Source organism: Acidovorax sp. sic0104 (assembly GCF_019219095.1).
Lineage (GTDB): Bacteria > Pseudomonadota > Gammaproteobacteria > Burkholderiales > Burkholderiaceae_C > Acidovorax.
This window is the reverse complement of record NZ_JAHUWH010000004.1, coordinates 189,889-207,780: the sequence shown is the minus strand read 5'-3', so window position 1 is coordinate 207,780 and position 17,892 is coordinate 189,889. Positions and strand designations below refer to the sequence as shown.

Annotated in this window: 13 protein-coding genes; 7 read left to right on the top strand and 6 right to left on the bottom strand. The window is 67.0% G+C overall.

The features are described 5' to 3' along the window. The first annotated feature begins 118 nt into the window (after positions 1-118). The 3 genes from gspF (at position 119) to KW835_RS09090 (ending at position 3,030) form a co-directional block, all read left to right on the top strand. Positions 119-1,351 (top strand): type II secretion system inner membrane protein GspF, encoded by a 1,233-nt coding sequence (gene gspF / locus KW835_RS09100; RefSeq protein ID WP_218382031.1) that lies wholly within the window; start codon positions 119-121, stop codon positions 1,349-1,351. 136 nt (positions 1,352-1,487) lie between these two features. Then, complete coding sequence (locus tag KW835_RS09095; RefSeq protein WP_218382030.1) at positions 1,488-2,408, top strand: 5'-nucleotidase; 921 nt, start codon at positions 1,488-1,490, stop codon at positions 2,406-2,408. 172 nt (positions 2,409-2,580) lie between these two features. Next, positions 2,581-3,030, top strand: a complete 450-nt coding sequence (locus tag KW835_RS09090; protein ID WP_255593412.1) for an EF-hand domain-containing protein — start codon at positions 2,581-2,583, stop codon at positions 3,028-3,030. A gap of 296 nt (positions 3,031-3,326) precedes the next feature. On the opposite strand, the gene KW835_RS09085 is transcribed toward KW835_RS09090, so the two are convergent. The 3 genes from KW835_RS09085 to KW835_RS09075 all read right to left on the bottom strand — a co-directional run bounded on the left by KW835_RS09085 (position 3,327) and on the right by KW835_RS09075 (position 7,081). Then, the gene (locus KW835_RS09085) at positions 3,327-3,758 is read right to left on the bottom strand and encodes a hypothetical protein (protein WP_218382029.1); all 432 of its coding nucleotides are present in this window, start codon (positions 3,756-3,758) and stop codon (positions 3,327-3,329) included. Between the two features lie 472 nt (positions 3,759-4,230). Then, complete coding sequence (locus KW835_RS09080; RefSeq protein WP_218382028.1) at positions 4,231-4,755, bottom strand: DUF1854 domain-containing protein; 525 nt, start codon at positions 4,753-4,755, stop codon at positions 4,231-4,233. A gap of 16 nt (positions 4,756-4,771) precedes the next feature. Next, a complete protein-coding gene (locus KW835_RS09075) occupies positions 4,772-7,081 on the bottom strand; it encodes an ABC transporter ATP-binding protein (RefSeq protein WP_218382027.1) in 2,310 nt (769 codons plus the stop codon). Between the two features lie 252 nt (positions 7,082-7,333). Here KW835_RS09075 and cphA (KW835_RS09070) point away from each other — a divergent pair, with 252 nt between their 5' ends. From cphA (KW835_RS09070) to KW835_RS09060, 3 genes are all read left to right on the top strand, one after another. Then, the gene (gene cphA, locus KW835_RS09070; protein ID WP_218382026.1) at positions 7,334-9,538 is read left to right on the top strand and encodes a cyanophycin synthetase; all 2,205 of its coding nucleotides are present in this window, start codon (positions 7,334-7,336) and stop codon (positions 9,536-9,538) included. Between the two features lie 237 nt (positions 9,539-9,775). Beyond that, positions 9,776-12,364, top strand: coding sequence for a cyanophycin synthetase (cphA, locus tag KW835_RS09065; protein WP_218382025.1), 2,589 nt, complete (start codon positions 9,776-9,778; stop codon positions 12,362-12,364). Positions 12,365-12,399: 35 nt separating this feature from the next. Continuing rightward, positions 12,400-12,927 carry a CreA family protein gene (locus KW835_RS09060; RefSeq protein ID WP_370633603.1) on the top strand — a complete coding sequence of 176 codons (528 nt, stop codon included), beginning with the start codon at positions 12,400-12,402 and terminating at the stop codon, positions 12,925-12,927. Between the two features lie 390 nt (positions 12,928-13,317). Here KW835_RS09060 and KW835_RS09055 read toward each other — a convergent pair whose 3' ends face one another. The 3 genes from KW835_RS09055 to KW835_RS09045 form a co-directional block, all read right to left on the bottom strand. After that, positions 13,318-13,974: a DsbA family oxidoreductase gene (locus tag KW835_RS09055; protein WP_218382024.1), complete on the bottom strand. Its 657-nt coding sequence runs from the start codon at positions 13,972-13,974 to the stop codon at positions 13,318-13,320. Between the two features lie 414 nt (positions 13,975-14,388). Further along, positions 14,389-14,649 (bottom strand): hypothetical protein, encoded by a 261-nt coding sequence (locus tag KW835_RS09050; RefSeq protein WP_218382023.1) that lies wholly within the window; start codon positions 14,647-14,649, stop codon positions 14,389-14,391. 214 nt (positions 14,650-14,863) lie between these two features. Beyond that, the gene (locus tag KW835_RS09045; protein ID WP_218382022.1) at positions 14,864-16,378 is read right to left on the bottom strand and encodes an AMP-binding protein; all 1,515 of its coding nucleotides are present in this window, start codon (positions 16,376-16,378) and stop codon (positions 14,864-14,866) included. A 394-nt stretch (positions 16,379-16,772) separates the two neighbouring features. Here KW835_RS09045 and KW835_RS09040 point away from each other — a divergent pair, with 394 nt between their 5' ends. Continuing rightward, complete coding sequence (locus tag KW835_RS09040; protein ID WP_218382021.1) at positions 16,773-17,834, top strand: YcjF family protein; 1,062 nt, start codon at positions 16,773-16,775, stop codon at positions 17,832-17,834. Positions 17,835-17,892: the final 58 nt, after the last annotated feature.

Genomic DNA, 17,892 nt, shown 5'->3' with positions numbered 1-17,892 from the left:
GCGATGCGGATGAATCGCCCCACGTAGCGGCTACCATCCCAGGCTACCGAATGCACTGCCGGTGACGGCCCCACCCTGGGCCACCGGCACACCGACCGCTTTTCACGCCTACGCCCGCATGCCCGCTTTTTCCTTTGAAGCCCTGGACGCCCAGGGCCAGACCCGCAAGGGCCTCATGGAGGCCGACACCGCCAAGGCCGCGCGCGGCCTGCTCAGGGCCCAGGCGCTGGTGCCCCTGGTGGTGGAAATGGTGCAGACGGGCCAGTCCACCGCCGGCAGCGCGCCGGGCCTGGGCCAGCGCCTCTTCACTCGGCCCGTGTTCGGCGCCACGGCGCTGGCGATCTGGACGCGCCAGCTGGCCGGGCTGGTGTCTTCAGGCCTGCCGCTGGAGCGCGCGCTCACGGCGCTGTCCGAAGAGGCAGAGGACGAACGCCAGCGCCATCTGGTCGCGGCACTGCGGGCCGAAGTCAACGCAGGCGCCACCTTTGCGCGGGCCCTGTCGCAGCACCGGCGCGAGTTCTCCGACATCTATTGCGCGGTGATCGGCGCCGGCGAACACAGCGGCAACCTGGGCCTGGTCCTGGAGCGTCTGGCCGACGATCTCGAAGAGCGACAGGCGCTCAAGGCCAAGCTCGTGGGCGCGGCGCTTTACCCGGCCATCGTGACCATCGTGGCCATCGTGATCGTGCTGTTCCTCGTGGGCTACGTGGTGCCGCAGGTGGCCAGCGTGTTCGCGGGGACCAAGCGCGCGCTGCCCTTCCTGACCGTGGCCATGCTGGGCATCAGCGGCTTCGTGCGCAACTATGGCTGGGCCCTGCTGCTCGCAGCCGTGGTGCTGGGCGGCGTGGCGCGCTGGGCGCTGTCCATCGGCTCGGTGCGCGAGAGGTTCGATGCAGCCTGGCTGAACCTGCCCCTGGTGGGCAAGCTCGCGCGTGGCTACAACGCGGCGCGGTTTGCCGGCACGCTGGCCATGCTCTCGGGCGCTGGGGTGCCCATCCTCAAGGCCCTGCAGGCCGCCGCCGAGACGCTGAGCAACCGCGCGCTGCGCGCGGATGCGCTCGATGCGCTGGTGCTGGTGCGCGAAGGTGCGCCGCTGGCCTCGGCCCTGGCGCAGAAAAAGCGCTTTCCGGGACTGCTGTCGATGTTCGCGCGGCTGGGCGAGCAGACAGGCCAATTGCCGGTGATGCTGCAGCGCGCTGCGCGCCAGCTCTCCACCGAGGTACAGCGCCGCGCCATGGCTCTGGCCACCATCCTGGAGCCGCTGCTCATCGTGGGCATGGGCCTGATCGTGATGATGATCGTGCTGGCCGTGCTGCTGCCGATCATTCAGCTCAACCAGTTCGTGAAATGAGCAAGCCCCCCTTGAGCCGCTGCGCGGCCTCCCACCTGCCTTCGGGACGGGAACAGGCCCGGTGGCCTGGCAGCGCCGTTTTCACGGTTACGCTGGAAGCCACGGCGATGACGATCACCAAGATGGAGTGCCCGTCATGGCCGTGACACTGGACGACAAGCTGGTCGTGGCGATCTCCTCGCGGGCGCTGTTCGACCTGGAGGAAGAAAACCGCCTGTTCGAGTCCGGCGACGAGGCGGCCTACATGCGCCGCCAGCTCGAATTGGTGCGCCAGCCGGCGCGGCCCGGCATTGCGTTTCCGCTGGTGCGCAAGCTGCTGGCCTTCAACACGGCCGACGTGCAGCGTGTGGAGGTGGTCATGCTCTCGCGCAACGACCCAGCCAGCGGCATGCGCGTGTTCGCGTCGGCCCAGGCGGCGGGCATGCGCATCGAGCGCGGGGTGTTCACGCGGGGGCGCAATCCATTTGCCTACCTGCGGCCCCTGGGATCGCACCTGTTCCTGTCGGCCAATGAAGAAGACGTGCAGCAGGCACTGAGCATCGGCTTTCCGGCCGCGCGGGTGATGACCGACTCCACCCCGGCCGGCGACCGCTACCCCCACGAGGTGCGCATCGCCTTCGACGGCGACGCCGTGCTGTTCTCCGACGAAGCCGAGCGCATCTACCAGGAGGCCGGCCTGCCCGCCTTCCAGGCCAACGAGGTCACCAAGGCCGCTCAGCCGCTGGCCGGCGGCCCATTCAAGCCGCTGCTAGCAGCCCTGCACCAATTGCAGCAGCAGGCCGATGCCTCCAAGACCATGCGCATCAGGACCGCGCTGGTCACCGCGCGCAGCGCACCCGCGCACGAGCGCGCTGTGCGCACGCTGCTCGACTGGGGTATCACAGTGGACGAGGCGATGTTCCTGGGCGGGTTGGAAAAAGGCCCATTCCTGCGAGAGTTCGAACCGGACTTCTTCTTCGACGACCAGCGCAGCCACGTGGCCTCAGCCGCCCGCCATGTACCGGCCGGGCATGTGAACAGCGGCATCTCCAACCCACCGAAGGCGGCCGAACGTTGATACGGAACCGCCCTGCGCACTCACCACTGCGCCTGGCGCGCGATGCGGCCCGGCAAAGTTCTGCAAAGCCGTGCAACGCTGGGTGAAAGGCTGCAAAGCCCGGTTGCAAACCTTGGGTGCGGGCCCAACTGTGCCACCATGACATCGCGGCCAAGCGCCGAAGGAGCACGCATTGCCCACCAGAATTTCACGACCCACGCTGGAGTCCCTCGCGTCGGCTGCAGTTGTTGCAGCGGCCCTGTGCGGTAACGCATTCGCGCAGCAACCCGCCCCCGCCAAGGCGCCGGCACCGGCCGCCAACCCCTTTGCCGTACCCGATGAGTCCCAGCCCGGCCTGTCCAAGGGCGAAGTCAAGGCGATCCGCGAATTCAAGATGCTCGACTTCAACGGCGACGGCAAGCTCAGCCGCTCGGAGGTCAAGCTGTTTCCGCGCCTGGCCGCTGCTTTCGACGATGCTGACACGGACCACGACGGCTTTGCCTCGTACGCCGAAGTCCGCGCCTTCGCCGCCAAGTACCGCGCAGAGCGTGACCGCAAGAAGGCGGAGCAGGCTGCGGCCGCGCAGCCTGCAACACCTGCGGAGCCAGCGCCCTCAGCGCCGGCGTCTTCGGCCCCGCAGTGATCGCCCGCCAGCGCCTGCAAGTGCCTGCTGCCCGTGGCGAGGCCAGCGCTGGTGCAGGCTCGAGATTTTGAATAAAAATCCACCCAACCGTCCATTCAGCCAGCGTTGGCAGCTACATTTTCAATAGCAAATGACCGAGGCGAGAGACATTTCGCCAGCCCCCAGCGCAGGGCCCTGCGCGCAGCCGCGCCCGGCGGCCCACTCCAAATCCAGAGAACCCGCAACCCGAAACCCAAAGAAAAAAGCGCAGTGCGTCGCCGCACTGCGCTGTTCTTCGATGGGCAACCTGACCGGGCCTACAAACCACCCGTGCGCTTGACCTTGGGGTCCGAGTAGATCAGCGGTTCGTTCTTGACCTGCTGCGCCATGCGCTCCTGCAGGGTCATCTTGTTGATGTCCTGCGCCACCTCCACCGCGCTGCCGCTGGCACGCCACATGGACTGTATGAGCTCCAGAAGTTGCTTGTAGATGGGCTCCTTCGGGGGTTCGGGCGGCTCCTCGACGGTGTCCTTCTTCTTGACCTCGGTCCAGTCGCGGTTGGCGGTATCGGGGTTGGACGGCTTGTCCGGCTCGCGCACGATCGCGCCTTCGCCCAGCCGATCCATGGATTCGACGGGGTTGGCGGCGTTGATGGGACGCACAGGAGGGGCGCCCGAAGCGCCAGTGGAATACAAATCAGCGCCCTGAGGACGCCAACTCGGCGATCGATCGACAGGTGGCATTTGCATGGCATGGGCCCGGTAGTTGTTAAAAAGTACAGAGGGTCTTTCGGCCTCTTCGTACTTCATTACGGCAAAAAGAAAGGGAAATTTAGGTCTTTTTCACCGATTGAACAAAAAACAGGGTTTTCCCTAGGTATGGAGGCATGTTTGGAGCCATCCACGGGCCTTAAGACATCCTTCAGCAGACATAGGTGCCGCCAACGGGGCGATTGAAACCGGGGAAAGCGAGGCGACGCCTCGGATGTTTGAAGCGTCTGTTGGCAGAAAAAAACGAAATCAGAGCCGCAGCCCGACAAAACGCCTGGCGAACAGGTGCCGGCCGGGCGCGAGAAGCGGCCGCGCACCGTGAGGTGTGCGCGTGGTCAGCCTGTCGAACGCCCGAATTGATGCATCGCGCCACCTGCGACTGGCCCATGCCTGCAGCAGCGATCTCTGCATGCCAGCCACTTGCCAAAAGGACCGCGAGCGCGGCCCCGTTTCAGAGGAACCGCTCGAGCAACTTGCGCGAATGCTTGTCCAGCGCCGTGGTGTCCGGCACGCGGAACTGCAGGCCATCGCCCGTCGCGATCAGCAGCCGGGTGCGCCCGCCGAGGCGGCGGATGTCCTCCTCGGCCTTGAGCACCAGTTTGGCTGCACCGCGATCGGTCAGTACTTCCCAGGTACTAGGGGTCGAGAAGCTCGATACCGCAACGATCTTTTCGATAGTAGGCACAAACTCCCGCGCCTGCAGTTCTTCTTCGATGAGGCGAAGCGCATCAGCGTCCAGCTGGGTCAGCCGATCCACCCACAGCAGCTCATGCCCATCGGAGCCGACCAGGGACAGCCCCTCGCCCGGTGCGGCGATCGGGAACGCCCGCACGGGCGTGACGCTATCGTGCACCGAGCCGTCGGCCAAGGTCAGCGACAGCCGGCCGTGGGCGTTGCGCGTGAGCCGAAAGCCCGTGAGGCCTGCGGAGGGCACCTGGGGCAGCGAGGCGTTGGAAGAGGAAAAAGCGTCGTTCATCGCAGGGTCCGGCGGTTCAGGAGTTGCCGGCCGGGTGGGCCGGGTGCAGCAGGCTGCTGTCGACAATGACCACGCCAGCGGCCTGCGCGTCCTCTTCGGCGCGGCGCGCCTGGGCTTCGTACAGACGCCAGTAGGCGCCCTGCTTGTCCATCAGTTCGTCGTGCGGCCCCACCTCCACCACCTCGCCGCGGTCCATCACCACCAGGCGATCGGCCTTGCGCAGCGTGGACAGGCGGTGGGCAATGGCGATGGTCGTGCGGCCCTGCACCAGGTTGTCCAGGGCCTTCTGGATTTCCTTCTCGGTCTCGGTGTCCACGGCCGAGGTGGCCTCGTCCAGGATCAGAATGCGCGGGTCGATCAGGAGCGCGCGGGCGATGCTGATGCGCTGGCGCTCGCCGCCCGACAGGCCCTGGCCGCGCTCGCCCACCAGCGAGTCGTAGCCGTGCGGCAGGCGCAGGATGAACTCGTGCGCGTGCGCGGCGCGGGCGGCGGCGATGATCTCATCGCGCGAGGCGTCGGGCTTGCCATACGCGATGTTTTCGGCAATGGTGCCGAAGAACAGGAACGGCTCCTGCAGCACCAGGCCGATGTGGCGGCGGTAGTCGGCCACGGCGAAGCGGCGCACATCAACGCCGTCCACCTGGATCGAGCCCTCGCTCACGTCGTAGAACCGGCTGATCAGGTTGACCAGCGTGCTCTTGCCCGAACCGCTGTGGCCCACCAGCCCGATCATCTCGCCGGGGCGGATGTCCAGGTCCAGCCCCTTGATCACCGAGCGGCTGCCGTAGCGAAAGCCCACGTTGCGCATGGCGATGGCGCCCTCGACCCGGTCCACCTTCACGGGCTGGACGGGGTCGGGCACATTGCTCACGTGATCCAGGATGTCGAAGATGCGCTTGGCGCCGGCGGCGGCCTTTTGCGTGACCGAGACAATGCGGCTCATGGAGTCCAGCCGGCTGTAGAAGCGCCCGATGTAGGCTATGAAGGCGGTCAGCACCCCCACCGTGATCTGGCTGCGCGAGACGAGCCAGATGCCGAAGGCCCACACCACCAGCAGCCCGATTTCCGTCAGCAGCGACACCGTGGGCGTGAACAGGCTCCAGGTCTTGTTGAGCTTGTCGTTGACTTCCAGGTTGTGCTGGTTGGCATCGCGAAAGCGCTGGGCCTCGCGCTTTTCCTGGGCGAAGGCCTTGACCACGCGGATGCCGGGAATGGTGTCGGCCAGCACGTTGGTCACCTCGGACCACACGCGGTCGATTTTTTCAAAGCCGGTGCGCAGGCGGTCGCGCACGGTGTGGATCATCCAGCCGATGAAGGGCAGCGGCACCAGCGTGACCAGGGCCAGCCACGGGTTGATGGAAAACAGGATGGCCGCGGTCATCATGATCATGAGCACGTCGGTCACGAAGTCAAGCGCGTGCAGCGACAGGAAGACGTTGATGCGATCCGTCTCCGAGCCGATGCGCGCCATCAGGTCGCCCGTGCGCTTGCCGCCGAAGTAGTCGAGCGACAGGCGCAGCAGGTGTTCGTACGTGGTGGTGCGCAGGTCGGCGCCGATGCGCTCGGACACCAGCGCCAGTATGTAGGTACGCGCCCAGCTCAATCCCCAGGCCGCCAGGGCCGACGCCAGCAGGCCGCTCAGGTACAGAAGCACCAGGCCCGGATCGATCTGCTTGCCGTTCTGGAACGGGATCAGGATGTCGTCCATCAGCGGGATGGTCAAGTACGGCGGCACCAGCGTCGCGGCGGTGGACGCCAGCGTCAGCCCGAAACCGGCGGCCAGGTGCTTGCGGTACGGCCGCGCGAACCGCCACAGGCGCAGCAGCACCCAGGTGGAGGTCTGCGGCGGCTGGGCCCGCGCGCAGGCGGGGCATTCCTCGGTGTCCGGCGGCAGCGGCGTGTGGCAGGTGGGGCACAGAGGCTCATCCGCCTCGTCCGGCCCGCCCACATCGCCCCGGGCGATTTGCTGCTCGAAGCGCTGCACCAGGCGCAGCACCTGGGCATGGTGCGCCAGCGTGAAGCGCCACAGAGCCAGGCGCTCGCTGGGGCCGTGCAGTTCCAGCGAGCCGACGCCACCGTGGTCCTGCAAACGCAGGGAAAGACCGTTGCCCAGGGGCCAGTCGCGCCAGGAGGCCGTGCCGGGATCGCAGGCCAGCAGGCGCTCGGACGTCACCACCACCCAGCCGGCGGCAAACCGCAGATCCGCGCTCAGGTCAACCTGTAACGCCGCCAGCACGTTCTCTCTCTCAGAGAGCATGGCCCGCAGATCAGCCCCGACAGGGCTGGAAAAGACACCCGAAGCGTCCACAGAATGGTGATGTTGCATTTTTGGTTGGTATCCCCGCCCCCGGCAGCATGCCGCCACCGGTCTCGCGAAAGCGCGAATTCTCGCCGATACTGCATCTCGGAACCTCTTCGGAGGTGTGATTCGAGGGGCGGCGGCATCCTCATGTAACGTCTGCAGCGATCATTTGGCTGACACTGCCAGCCAGTGCGCGGCTGACGCACAATCTCCGTCCATCCCGTCCTCTTTGTCCTCAGAAGCCTCTCCAAGGCCGCAAACACACCGCTGCAATCCATGGCGAAACTCAACGACATCCAACTGCTGCGCATCAACTACCTGCGCGGACCCAACATCTGGACCTACCGGCCGGTCCTGGAAGTCTGGCTGGACCTGGGCGAACTGGAGGACTTCCCCTCCAACACCATTCCCGGCTTCAACAACCGCCTCACCGCCTGGCTGCCCGCCCTGATCGAGCACCATTGCGGCGTGGGCGAGCGCGGCGGATTCCTGCAGCGCCTGGAAGAAGGCACCTGGTGCGGGCACGTGCTGGAGCACATCGTGATCGAGCTGCTGAACCTGGCGGGCATGCCCACCGGCTTCGGCCAGACGCGCAGCACCAGCCAGCGGGGCGTGTACCGCATGGTGTTCCGGGCCCGAGACGAAAGCGTGGCGCGCGTGGCGCTGGCCCAGGGCCACGCGCTCATCATGGCCGCCATCAACGACGAGCCCTTCGACGTGAAAGCCGCCGTGGCCCGCGTGCGCACCGAGGTCGATGACCAGTACCTCGGCCCCAGCACCGCCTGCATCGTCACCGCCGCCACCGACCGCGGCATCCCGCACATCCGCCTGAACGACGGCAACCTGGTGCAACTGGGCTATGGCGCCAGCCAGCGCCGCATCTGGACGGCCGAGACCGAATTCACCAGCGCCATCGCCGAAGGCATCGCCAGCGACAAGGACCTGACCAAAACCCTGCTCAAGTCCTGCGGCGTGCCCATTCCGGATGGCCAGGTCGTCAACAGCCCCGAAGAAGCCTGGGAAGCCGCGCAGGACATCGGCCTGCCCGTGGTGGTCAAGCCCTCCGACGGTAACCACGGCCGTGGCGTCACGCTCGACCTGCGCAAGAAGGAAGACATCGAGGCGGCCTACCACGTGGCCTACCCCGAAGGCAGCGACGTGATGGTCGAGAGCTTCATCCCCGGCGACGAACACCGTCTGCTGGTGGTGGGCGGCAAGGTCGTGGCCGCCGCGCGCGGCGAGGTGGTCAGCATCACCGGCAACGGGCACAACACCGTCAAGGAGCTGATCGACAGCCAGCTCAACTCCGACCCGCGCCGTGGCTACGAAGAAGAGTACCCGCTCGAGATCATCGACCTGGCCACCGACACCAAGGTGCAGCTCGAGCTCAAGCGCCAGGACCTGGGCGCCGACTCCGTGCCCGCCGCCGGCCGCGTGATCGTGGTGCAGCGCAACGGTAACGTGGCCGTGGACTGCACCGACGACGTGCACCCCGAAGTCGCCTACATCGCGCAGCTTGCCGCCAAGGTCGTGGGCCTCGATATCGCCGGCATCGACATGGTGGCGCTCGATATCTCCAAGCCCCTGCACACGCAGGGCGGCGCCATCGTCGAAGTCAACGCCGGCCCGGGCCTGCTGATGCACCTCAAGCCCGCAGTGGGCGCGCCCCGCCCCGTGGGCCAGGCCATCGCGGAACATCTGTTCCCGTCCGACGACGAATCCGGCCAGGTGGGCCGCATCCCCGTGGTGGGCGTGGCCGGAACGCGCAGCACATCGATCATTGCGCGCCTGGTGGCGTGGCTGCTGCACCTGGGCGGCCACCACACCGGCCTGGCTTGCCGCGAAGGCCTGTTTCTGGACCGCCGCTGCGTGGAAACCACCGACTGCGCTCACTGGGAGGCCGCTCACCGCCTGCTGATGAACCAGACCGTGCAGGCCGCCGTGATCGAAAGCGACGCCCGCACCATCCTGCGCGACGGCCTGGCCTACGACCGCTGCCAGGTGGGCGTGGTGACCGACATGGACGGCGTGGAAACGCTGGCCGAATTCGACGTGCACGAGCAGGACCAGATGACCAAGGTGATGCGCACCCAGGTGGACGTGGTGCTGTCCGAAGGCGCCGCGGTATTGAACGCCGCCATCGAGCAGGTGGCCGACCTGGCGCCCCTGTCGGACGGCTCGGTCGTGCTGTACGCGCAGGACCCGACCCTGCCCGTCATCGTCGAACACCGCGCCACCGACAACGGCCGCGCCGTCATCGTCAAGAACGGCCGCGTGGTGCTGGCCACCGGCAGTGCCGAACACGTGCTGGGCTCGCTGGCGGACCTGACCTTCGGCCGCAACGCCGTGGTGCCCGACACCGACGCCCTGCTGGCTGCCGTGGGCGCCGCCTGGGCACTGGACATCGCACCCGACCTGATCGGCGCGGGCATCAAGACCTTCGAGCCTGACCTGCCGGCACCCCTTGGCCTGCCCACCTGAAATGGCACCCCCTGAGTCGCTTCGCGCCTTCCCCCTCTCTCGTATTGCTTCGCAATACGGGAGGGGAACGCCCCCAGCGCGGCGGGGCGGCCCTTGCGCGGGGGCACTCGCCTTGGTCGCGCCAGTTTCATGTGCCGCTGGCGTCACCACGTACTGTGTGAAATTGACGCTGAGCAACCTGACAGATGTAGTGAAGTCGGACTGTGGTCCCGACGGATATTGAGAAAGAGACTCCCCATGGATGTATCCCGCACACGGGCCCTGCGCGGCCCCAATCTCTGGAGCCGCCACATGGCCATCGAGGCCATCGTGACCTGCCCTGAAGCCGAACGTGCCGTCAGCCAGATGGCCGGGTTCGAAACCCGCCTGCGGGCACTGTTCCCGGGCATCGGCGCACTGCACCCGGAAAGCGGCGGCCCCGACATCTCGCTGGCTCACGTGCTGCAGACCGCTGCCCTGGCGCTGCAGGCGCAGGCCGGCTGCCCCGTCACCTTTGCGCGCACCACCGCCACCACCGACGCGGGCGTCTACCAGGTGGTTGTGGAATACAGCGAAGAAGCCGTGGGACGCAAGGCATTTGAATACGCAGAGCAACTCATCAATGCCGCGCAAGGCACTGGCAGCTTTGATGCAGACGCCGTGATCAACGAATTGCGCGAGCTGGACGAAGACGAGCGCCTGGGCCCCAGCACCGGCTCCATCGTGGCCGCCGCCGTGGCGCGCAACATTCCGTACCGCCGCCTCACACGCGGCAGCCTGGTGCAGTTCGGCTGGGGTTCCAAGCAGCGCCGCATCCAGGCCGCCGAGGTCGATTCCACCAGCGCCGTGGCCGAATCCATCGGCCAGGACAAGGACCTGACCAAGCGCCTGCTGCACGCCGCCGGCGTGCCCGTGCCACTGGGCAAGCCCGTCGATACGCTTGATGAAGCCTGGGAAGTCGCGCTCAAGGTTGGCCTGCCCGTCGTGGTCAAGCCGCAGGACGGCAACCAGGGCAAGGGCGTCACCGTCAACATCACCGACCGCGCCCAGCTCGAGGAAGCCTTCCGCACTGCTGCCGAATACGGCACCGTGATGGTCGAGCGCTTCCTGCCCGGCCACGACTTCCGCCTGCTGGTCGTGGGCGACCAGCTCGTCGCCGCCGCGCGCCGCGAGCCGCCCCAGGTGCTGGGCGACGGCCAGCGCACCGTGCGCGAGCTGGTGGACATCGTCAACCAGGACCCGCGCCGTGGCGAAGGCCACGCCACATCGCTCACCAAGATCCGCCTGGATGACATCGCCGTCGCCCGCCTCACGCTACAGGGCCTGACGCCCGACTCCGTGCCTGAAAAAGGCCAGCGCGTCATCCTGCGCAACAACGCCAACCTGTCCACAGGCGGCACCGCCACCGATGTGACCGACGACGTGCACCCCGACGTCGCAGCCCGCGCGATCGCAGCTGCCCAGATGGTGGGCCTGCACATCTGCGGCGTGGACATGGTGGCCGAGACCGTCCTGCGCCCGCTCGAAGAGCAAGGCGGCGGCTTTGTCGAAGTGAACGCCGCCCCCGGCCTGCGCATGCACCTGGCACCCAGCTACGGCAAGCCCCGCAACGTGGGCCAGGCCATGGTGGACAAGCTGTACGCGCATGGCGACGACGGCCGCATCCCCACCGTGGCTGTCACCGGGACCAACGGCAAGACCACCACTGCGCGCCTCATCGCCCACCTGTTCACCGCGCAAGGCCTGCGCGTGGGCATGACCAACACCGACGGCGTGTACGTGAACGGCCGCCAGATCGACAGCGGTGACTGCAGCGGCCCCAAGAGCGCCCGCAACGTGCTGCTGCACCCCGAGGTGGACGCCGCCGTGTTCGAGACCGCGCGCGGCGGCATCCTGCGCGAAGGCCTGGGCTTCGACCGCTGCCAGGTGGCCGTGGTCACCAACATCGGCGCGGGCGACCACCTGGGGCTGAACTACATCACCACGGTGGAAGACCTGGCGGTCCTGAAGCGCGTGATCGTGCAGAACGTGGCCCCCAACGGCTACGGCGTGCTCAACGCCGCCGACCCCATCGTGGCCGCCATGGCACCGTCATGCCCTGGCAAGATCATCTTCTTTGCCGCCGACCGGCACCACCCCGTGATGGCCACGCACCGCGCGCAGGGCCACCGCACCGTGTACGTGGACGGCGACTCCATCGTCGCATCCGAAGGCTCGTGGCGCGAGACCATCCACCTGCGCGACGTGCCCATCACCCGCAACGGCAAGATCGGCTTCCAGGTCGAGAACGTCATGGCGTCCGTCGCCGCCGCCTGGGGCGTGGGCATGCCCTGGCAGACCATACGCCGCGGCCTGTCGGGCTTTGTGAACGACAGCGACAACGCACCGGGCCGCTTCAACATCATGGACTACCGCGGCGCCACCGTGATCGCCGACTACGGCCACAACCCCGACGCCATGCGCGCCCTGGTGCAGGCCGTGGACGCCCTGCCCGCCAAGCGCCGCAGCGTGGTCATCAGCGGCGCCGGTGACCGCCGCGACGAAGACATCCGCGAGCAGACCGTCATCCTGGGCGCCGCTTTCGACGACGTCATCCTGTACCAGGACGCCGCCCAGCGCGGCCGCGCCGACGGCGAAGTGATGAACCTGCTGCGCGAAGGCCTGGCCGGCGCACCGCGCACCCAACACGTCGAAGAAATCCGCGGCGAATTCATCGCCATCGACGCAGCCCTGGAACGCCTGCAGCCCGGCGACCTGTGCCTGGTGCTGGTGGACCAGGTCGAAGAAGCCCTGGCCCACCTGGCCCAGCGCTGCTCCGAAGCTCCCACGCCCGGAGCGGCTGCGTGACGATGATGACGACAATGAAGAAGGCGCAGCCAACGATGACGATCGCGACCACACAGACGATCAAGACCCGGGCCGCTGCCGCTTTCGCCGCGCTCGCAGCCTCGGCCCTGTGCATGGGCATGGCCGCACCGGCGCACGCCGCGTCCGGCGAAAAGATCGGCACCGTGGACACCGCCTTCCAGTGGCTGGGCCGCGACCACGACATCATCGTGGAAGCGTACGACGACCCCGCCGTGCAGGGCGTGACCTGCTACGTCTCGCGCGCCCGCACCGGCGGCATCAAGGGCACCCTGGGCCTGGCCGAAGACCGCGCCGAGGCCTCCATCGCCTGCCGCCAGGTCGGGCCCATCAGCTTCCCAGAGCCCCTGAAGAAGCAGGAAGAAGTCTTCAGCGAACGCATGTCCATCCTGTTCAAGCGCCTGCGCATCGTGCGCATGGTGGACGCCTCGCGCAACACGCTGGTGTACCTGACGTACTCTGAAAAACTGGTGGACGGCTCCCCGCAGAACAGCGTGACCGCCGTGCCCGTGGACCGCGCCACGGCCATCCCGCTGCGCAAGTGATGCCCCCGTGGCTGCAACTGCGGTTGCAACTGCGGTTGCAACTGCGGTTGCGGCTGCGACTGCAACTGCAACTGCGGCTGGGGCAGTGGCTGCAGCCGCGTCACTGTCAGCCAGGGTAAGCATCCCGCCCTGCCCCTGGCACCCACCCCACCCCAATCCGTTCACGCTGAGCCTGTCGAAGCGCCACACAGCACGCCGCCCAACCCCGTTCACGCCATGTCAACGGACCCAGCCCGAGAGCGCACAGCACGCAAAGCACCCAACGCACAGCAAGACAAGCACACCACAACGACAAAGGGGCCCCAGGGCCCCTTTGTTTTTATGTAATTCAGCCCTTACCGCTTATCCAGCAAGCGCCAGCAGCTATACATTCAATAGCAAATCACAGCCTCACACCTGCTGCGCCGCAATCTGCCGCAGCGCCTGCTCGAACACCTCCACCGGCTGCCCACCCTGGATCAGGTGCCGCTCGTTCACGATGATCGCCGGCACCGAATGAATGCCGTGCTGCAGGTAGAACTGCTCCCGTTCACGCACCTCGTTTGTGAAGCGGTCCGACGCCAGCAGCGCACGCGCCTCGGCCGCATCCAGCCCCACCTCGCCCGCCACCCGCACCAGCACCTCATGGCTGCTCGGGTCCTGCCCATCGGTGAAGTAGGCCTTGAACAGCGCCTTCTTGAGCGCTGGCTGCACGCCCTGCTCTTCAGCCCAGTGCAGCAACCGGTGCGCATCGAAGGTGTTGTAGATGCGGCTGCGCTTGTCCATGCTGAAAGTGAAACCCAACTCAGCCCCGCGCGCCGCGATGGCCTCGCGGTTCTTCTGGCTCTGCGCGGGCGTCGCGCCGTACTTTTCTTGCAGGTGCTCGCCAATGTCCTGCCCCTCCGGGCCCATCTGCGGGTTCAGCTCGAACGGCTGAAAGTGCAGGTCCAGCGCCACCTGGTCCTTGAGGCGGTCCGCCGCCTGCTCCAGCGACTGCAGGCCGATGATGCACCAGGGGCAGGAGACGTCGGAGACGAAATCGATTTTGAGGGTGGTGGGGGTGGGCATGGGAGGGCTTTGGGAAGGGAAGAAGGACGGGATGGTAGGCGGGGCCGGATAACCGTGGAGGGAGGGGGTTTACTGAGTGGGTTCGTGTGGCTGGCGGTGAGGCGGTTGACCGCTTTGCAGCGGTTACCGTCGCACAATCGCGAGAGTCTTTCGGTATCGCGCTGTCAACACCGACCCCGGAACAGATCTGGATGGATGTATTTGTGGACGAGCAATTCGATAATGTGCGTCTGATGCTAAGGGCCTGATGCGGCGAACTCGGTGCTTGTCTGTCAATGTCGCGTTACAGCGAAAACTGACATTCCCGACGCAAATCAGAACGGCCACTGTCAGCCTATACCGGTAGTTCATAACGCGAGTAAAGACCACGACCACACGTTCAGAACGCCCGCTGATCCAACACGGGCCCAGCCATCACACCGCAACCCGCATCAACTCAGCCTTCGACAAAATCACACACCGCTGGCGGGTCTGCTGGTACTTGCGCAATGCGGCGTCCTGGATGCGTTCGATGTTGCGGCCCACAGCCTGGGCGAGGGATGCAAAAGCGCCGTGCACGCCCAGCGTGTGCTCCAGCATGGCGCGGTCCAGGCGGACGGAGAGGTCGTGGCCTTGCGCGTCCAGGTTCACGATGATGAGGCCGGGTTGCGCTGCATCGGAGACGATCTGCATCATGGTCGGGGAGATAAAACGAAGTGAATTGGAGGGTTGTGCCGATGAGCTGTTGCCGCTCGATTCGGACACACGAAGCCCGCAACTTTAGGGACACCGAAGGCCACCGCTTGTAGGACCGCAACGGAACCCGCTCACAAGTGGCGCATGTGTGGCTGAGTAGGCGCATGAGGAGCAGCGATGAACCGGTGCTTCATTGCCACCCCATGCAACGCGTCTACCCACGCAGTTCCGTCTTCAACACCTTGCCATAACTATTCTTCGGCAACCCCTCCACCCACCGATACACCTTCGGCCGCTTGAACCGCGCGATGTGCTCCCCGCACAGCGCGTCCAGCACCGCGTCCCCCACCGGCCCGCCCTCGCCCGCTACCAGGTAAGCGACCACCACCTCGCCCCACTCCGCATCGCGCTGCCCCACCACGGCCACCTCGCGGACCTGGGGGTGCAGCAGCAAAACCTCTTCCACCTCGCGCGGGTAGATGTTGCTGCCGCCGGAGATGATCACGTCCTTCGACCGGTCCTTCAAGGTCAGGAAGCCATCGGCATCCAGCACACCCACATCGCCGGTGTGCAGCCAGCCGCGCTGCAGCGTGCGGGCCGTCGCATCGGGGTTGTTCCAGTAGCCGGGCATGACGGTGTCGCCGCGCACCAGCACCTCGCCGGTGTCGCCGGTGGGCATGGGCTGGCCCTGCGCGTCGACCACGCGCACTTCCACCAGCGACTGCGCCACGCCGACCGAGGCCATGCGCTCAGGCCAGCGGGGGTGGGTGGTGTCGGCCAGGTGCGCGCGTGACAGCGCGGTGATGGTCATGGGGCTTTCGCCCTGGCCGTAGATCTGCACGAAGCGATCCTTGCCCATGACGGCCATGGCGGTGCGCAGGTCGTCCGCATACATGGGGCCGCCGCCGTAGACAATCGTCTTGAATCCCTGCACGTCGGCGCCCGTGGCGCGCACATGGTCCACCAGGCGGTGCACCATGGTGGGCGCGGCAAACAGGGTGAGCTGGCCCACTGTGGCGGCCAGCTGCACCAGCTCGGCAGGGTCGAAGCCTCCGGACATGGGCACCACGTGCCGCCCGCCGCGCAGCACCTGGGCGTAGTTGTACAAGCCCGCGCCGTGCGACATGGGCGCGGCGTAGACCATGGCGTCGCCGGGCAGCACGTCGTCCACGTCGGTGAAGTAGCAGGCCGTCATGGCCAGCAGGTTGCGGTGCGTCTGCATCACGCCCTTGGGCCGGCCGGTGGTGCCCGATGTGTAGAACAGCGATGCGATGTCGTCCGGGGCACGGTCGTGCACGGGCATCGGCGCACCGTGCTGCTGCACGGCATGCTGGTAGTCGGCAGAGCCCAGCACCAGGGTGGCTGCGGGGTCGGCGCCCGCATCACGCGCGGCGGGGTGCAGGGCCTCGGACACCAGCACCACGCGTGCGCCGGAGTCGGCCAGCACGTAAGCCAGCTCTTTGGCGTGCAGCTTGTAGTTGACGGGCACGTGCACGGCGCCGGCCCACACGATGGCGTGCAGCGCCTCCAGGTACTCTGGCGCATTGGCGGCGTAGATGGCCACGCGGTCGCCGGGCAACACGCCGTAGCGTGTGCGCAGGCTGGCGGCCAGCGCGGCGGTGCGGGCACCCAGCGTTTGGTAGTCGAAGAGCACACGGTCGCCCTGCAGCACGGCGGGCTGGTGGGCGTGCAGTTGCGCGCTGCGGCGCAGCAGGTGGGCGATGTTCATCGGGTGGCGCCCCGCGCGCTGGGCGTGGTGGTGCCTGCCCTGCTGGTGCTGCCCTTACTGCCCGTACTGCCCGTAACGCTGGTATTGCTTGCCCTGCTGGTCGTCGCCGCTTGCCGCATGCCTTGCCTCCTTGCATTGAGACAGCCACTGTACGCAAGCCGGGTCCGGGCGCACAGCCGATCAACTACGCAAGGGGAAACCCGAGTGGGGAGCGCAGGGCTGGCAGCCCGTGCCCCGATGCACCTGGTTACCAGATGCCTGCAATTCCCCACAAGCCGTGGCGTTGAAAGCGCGCGCCCTAGACTGCACCTGACTCCGCACGCCGCCCGTAGCCCCTTTGGGCTGGGGCAGCGTGACAGCCCCTTCATTTCACGGCCTTGCAGGCCCGCACCGCATGACTCCAGAACAGCAAAAATCCATTCTCACCATCGCCTTGCTGGCCGCGTTTGCGGACGGCACCAAGGACGACTCCGAGCGCGAGGAGATCCGCCGCATTGCGCAGTCGCTCGCGGGCGACGGCGGCATGGCCGATCTGCCGCGCATCTACCAGGACGTGCTGCTCAAGCGCACCACGGTGCAGGCCGCCGCCGCCGCGCTGACCGACCCCGGCCACCGCCAGCTGGCCTACGAGATGGCGGTGTGCGTGTGCGATGTGGATGGGCGCCAAAGCCCTGCCGAGGCGCAGTTTCTCGCCACGCTGAAATCCGCCTTGCAGCTGGGCGCCCAGCAGACCGAGGCTTTCGAGCACCAGGCCGGTGCGCTGGTGGACGTGGCTGAAAAAGCCCCTCCTTCGGCCGTGCCATGGGGCGTGGCGGGTGCCGCCACGGTGGCAGCGGGCGCGGGGGCTGCGGCCTATGCGGCGGCATCGCAGGCCTCGCAAACCACGCTGCCGGCCAGGTCCGACGCACCCTCGCTACCCGCGTCGGCAGGCGATGCAGAGCTGGACAAGTCCATCCTGAACTACGCGATGCTCAACGGCGCGCTGGAGCTGCTGCCGCAGTCGTGGGCCTCCATGGCCATCATCCCCATGCAGGTGAAGATGGTCTACGGCATCGGCAAGGCGCACGGCGTGGAGCTGGACCAGGGCCACATCAAGGAGTTCATTGCCGCGGCCGGGGTGGGCATGACGTCGCAGTACCTGGAGCAGTTCGGCCGCAAGCTGGTGGGCGGCCTGCTGGGCAAGGTGGCGGGACGCAGCCTGGGTGGCATGCTGGGCGGGGTGGGCAGTGCGGCCACGGGCGTGGCGTTCTCGTTTGCCACCACCTATGCGCTCGGCCAGGTGGCCAAGCGCTACTACGCGGGCGGCCGGGTGATGAGCACGGCCATGCTGCGCGACAGCTTTCAGAACCTGCTGGGCCCGGCCAAGCAGATGCAGTCGCAGTACCTGCCGCAGATCCAGCAGAAGGCCGCCACGCTGGACGCGGGCAAGATCATGGCGATGGTGCGGGGCGGCTGACGACCGATTGCCCGTCCGATTGCTCCTTTTTCAATAGCATTCAGCGCTTACCCGATAT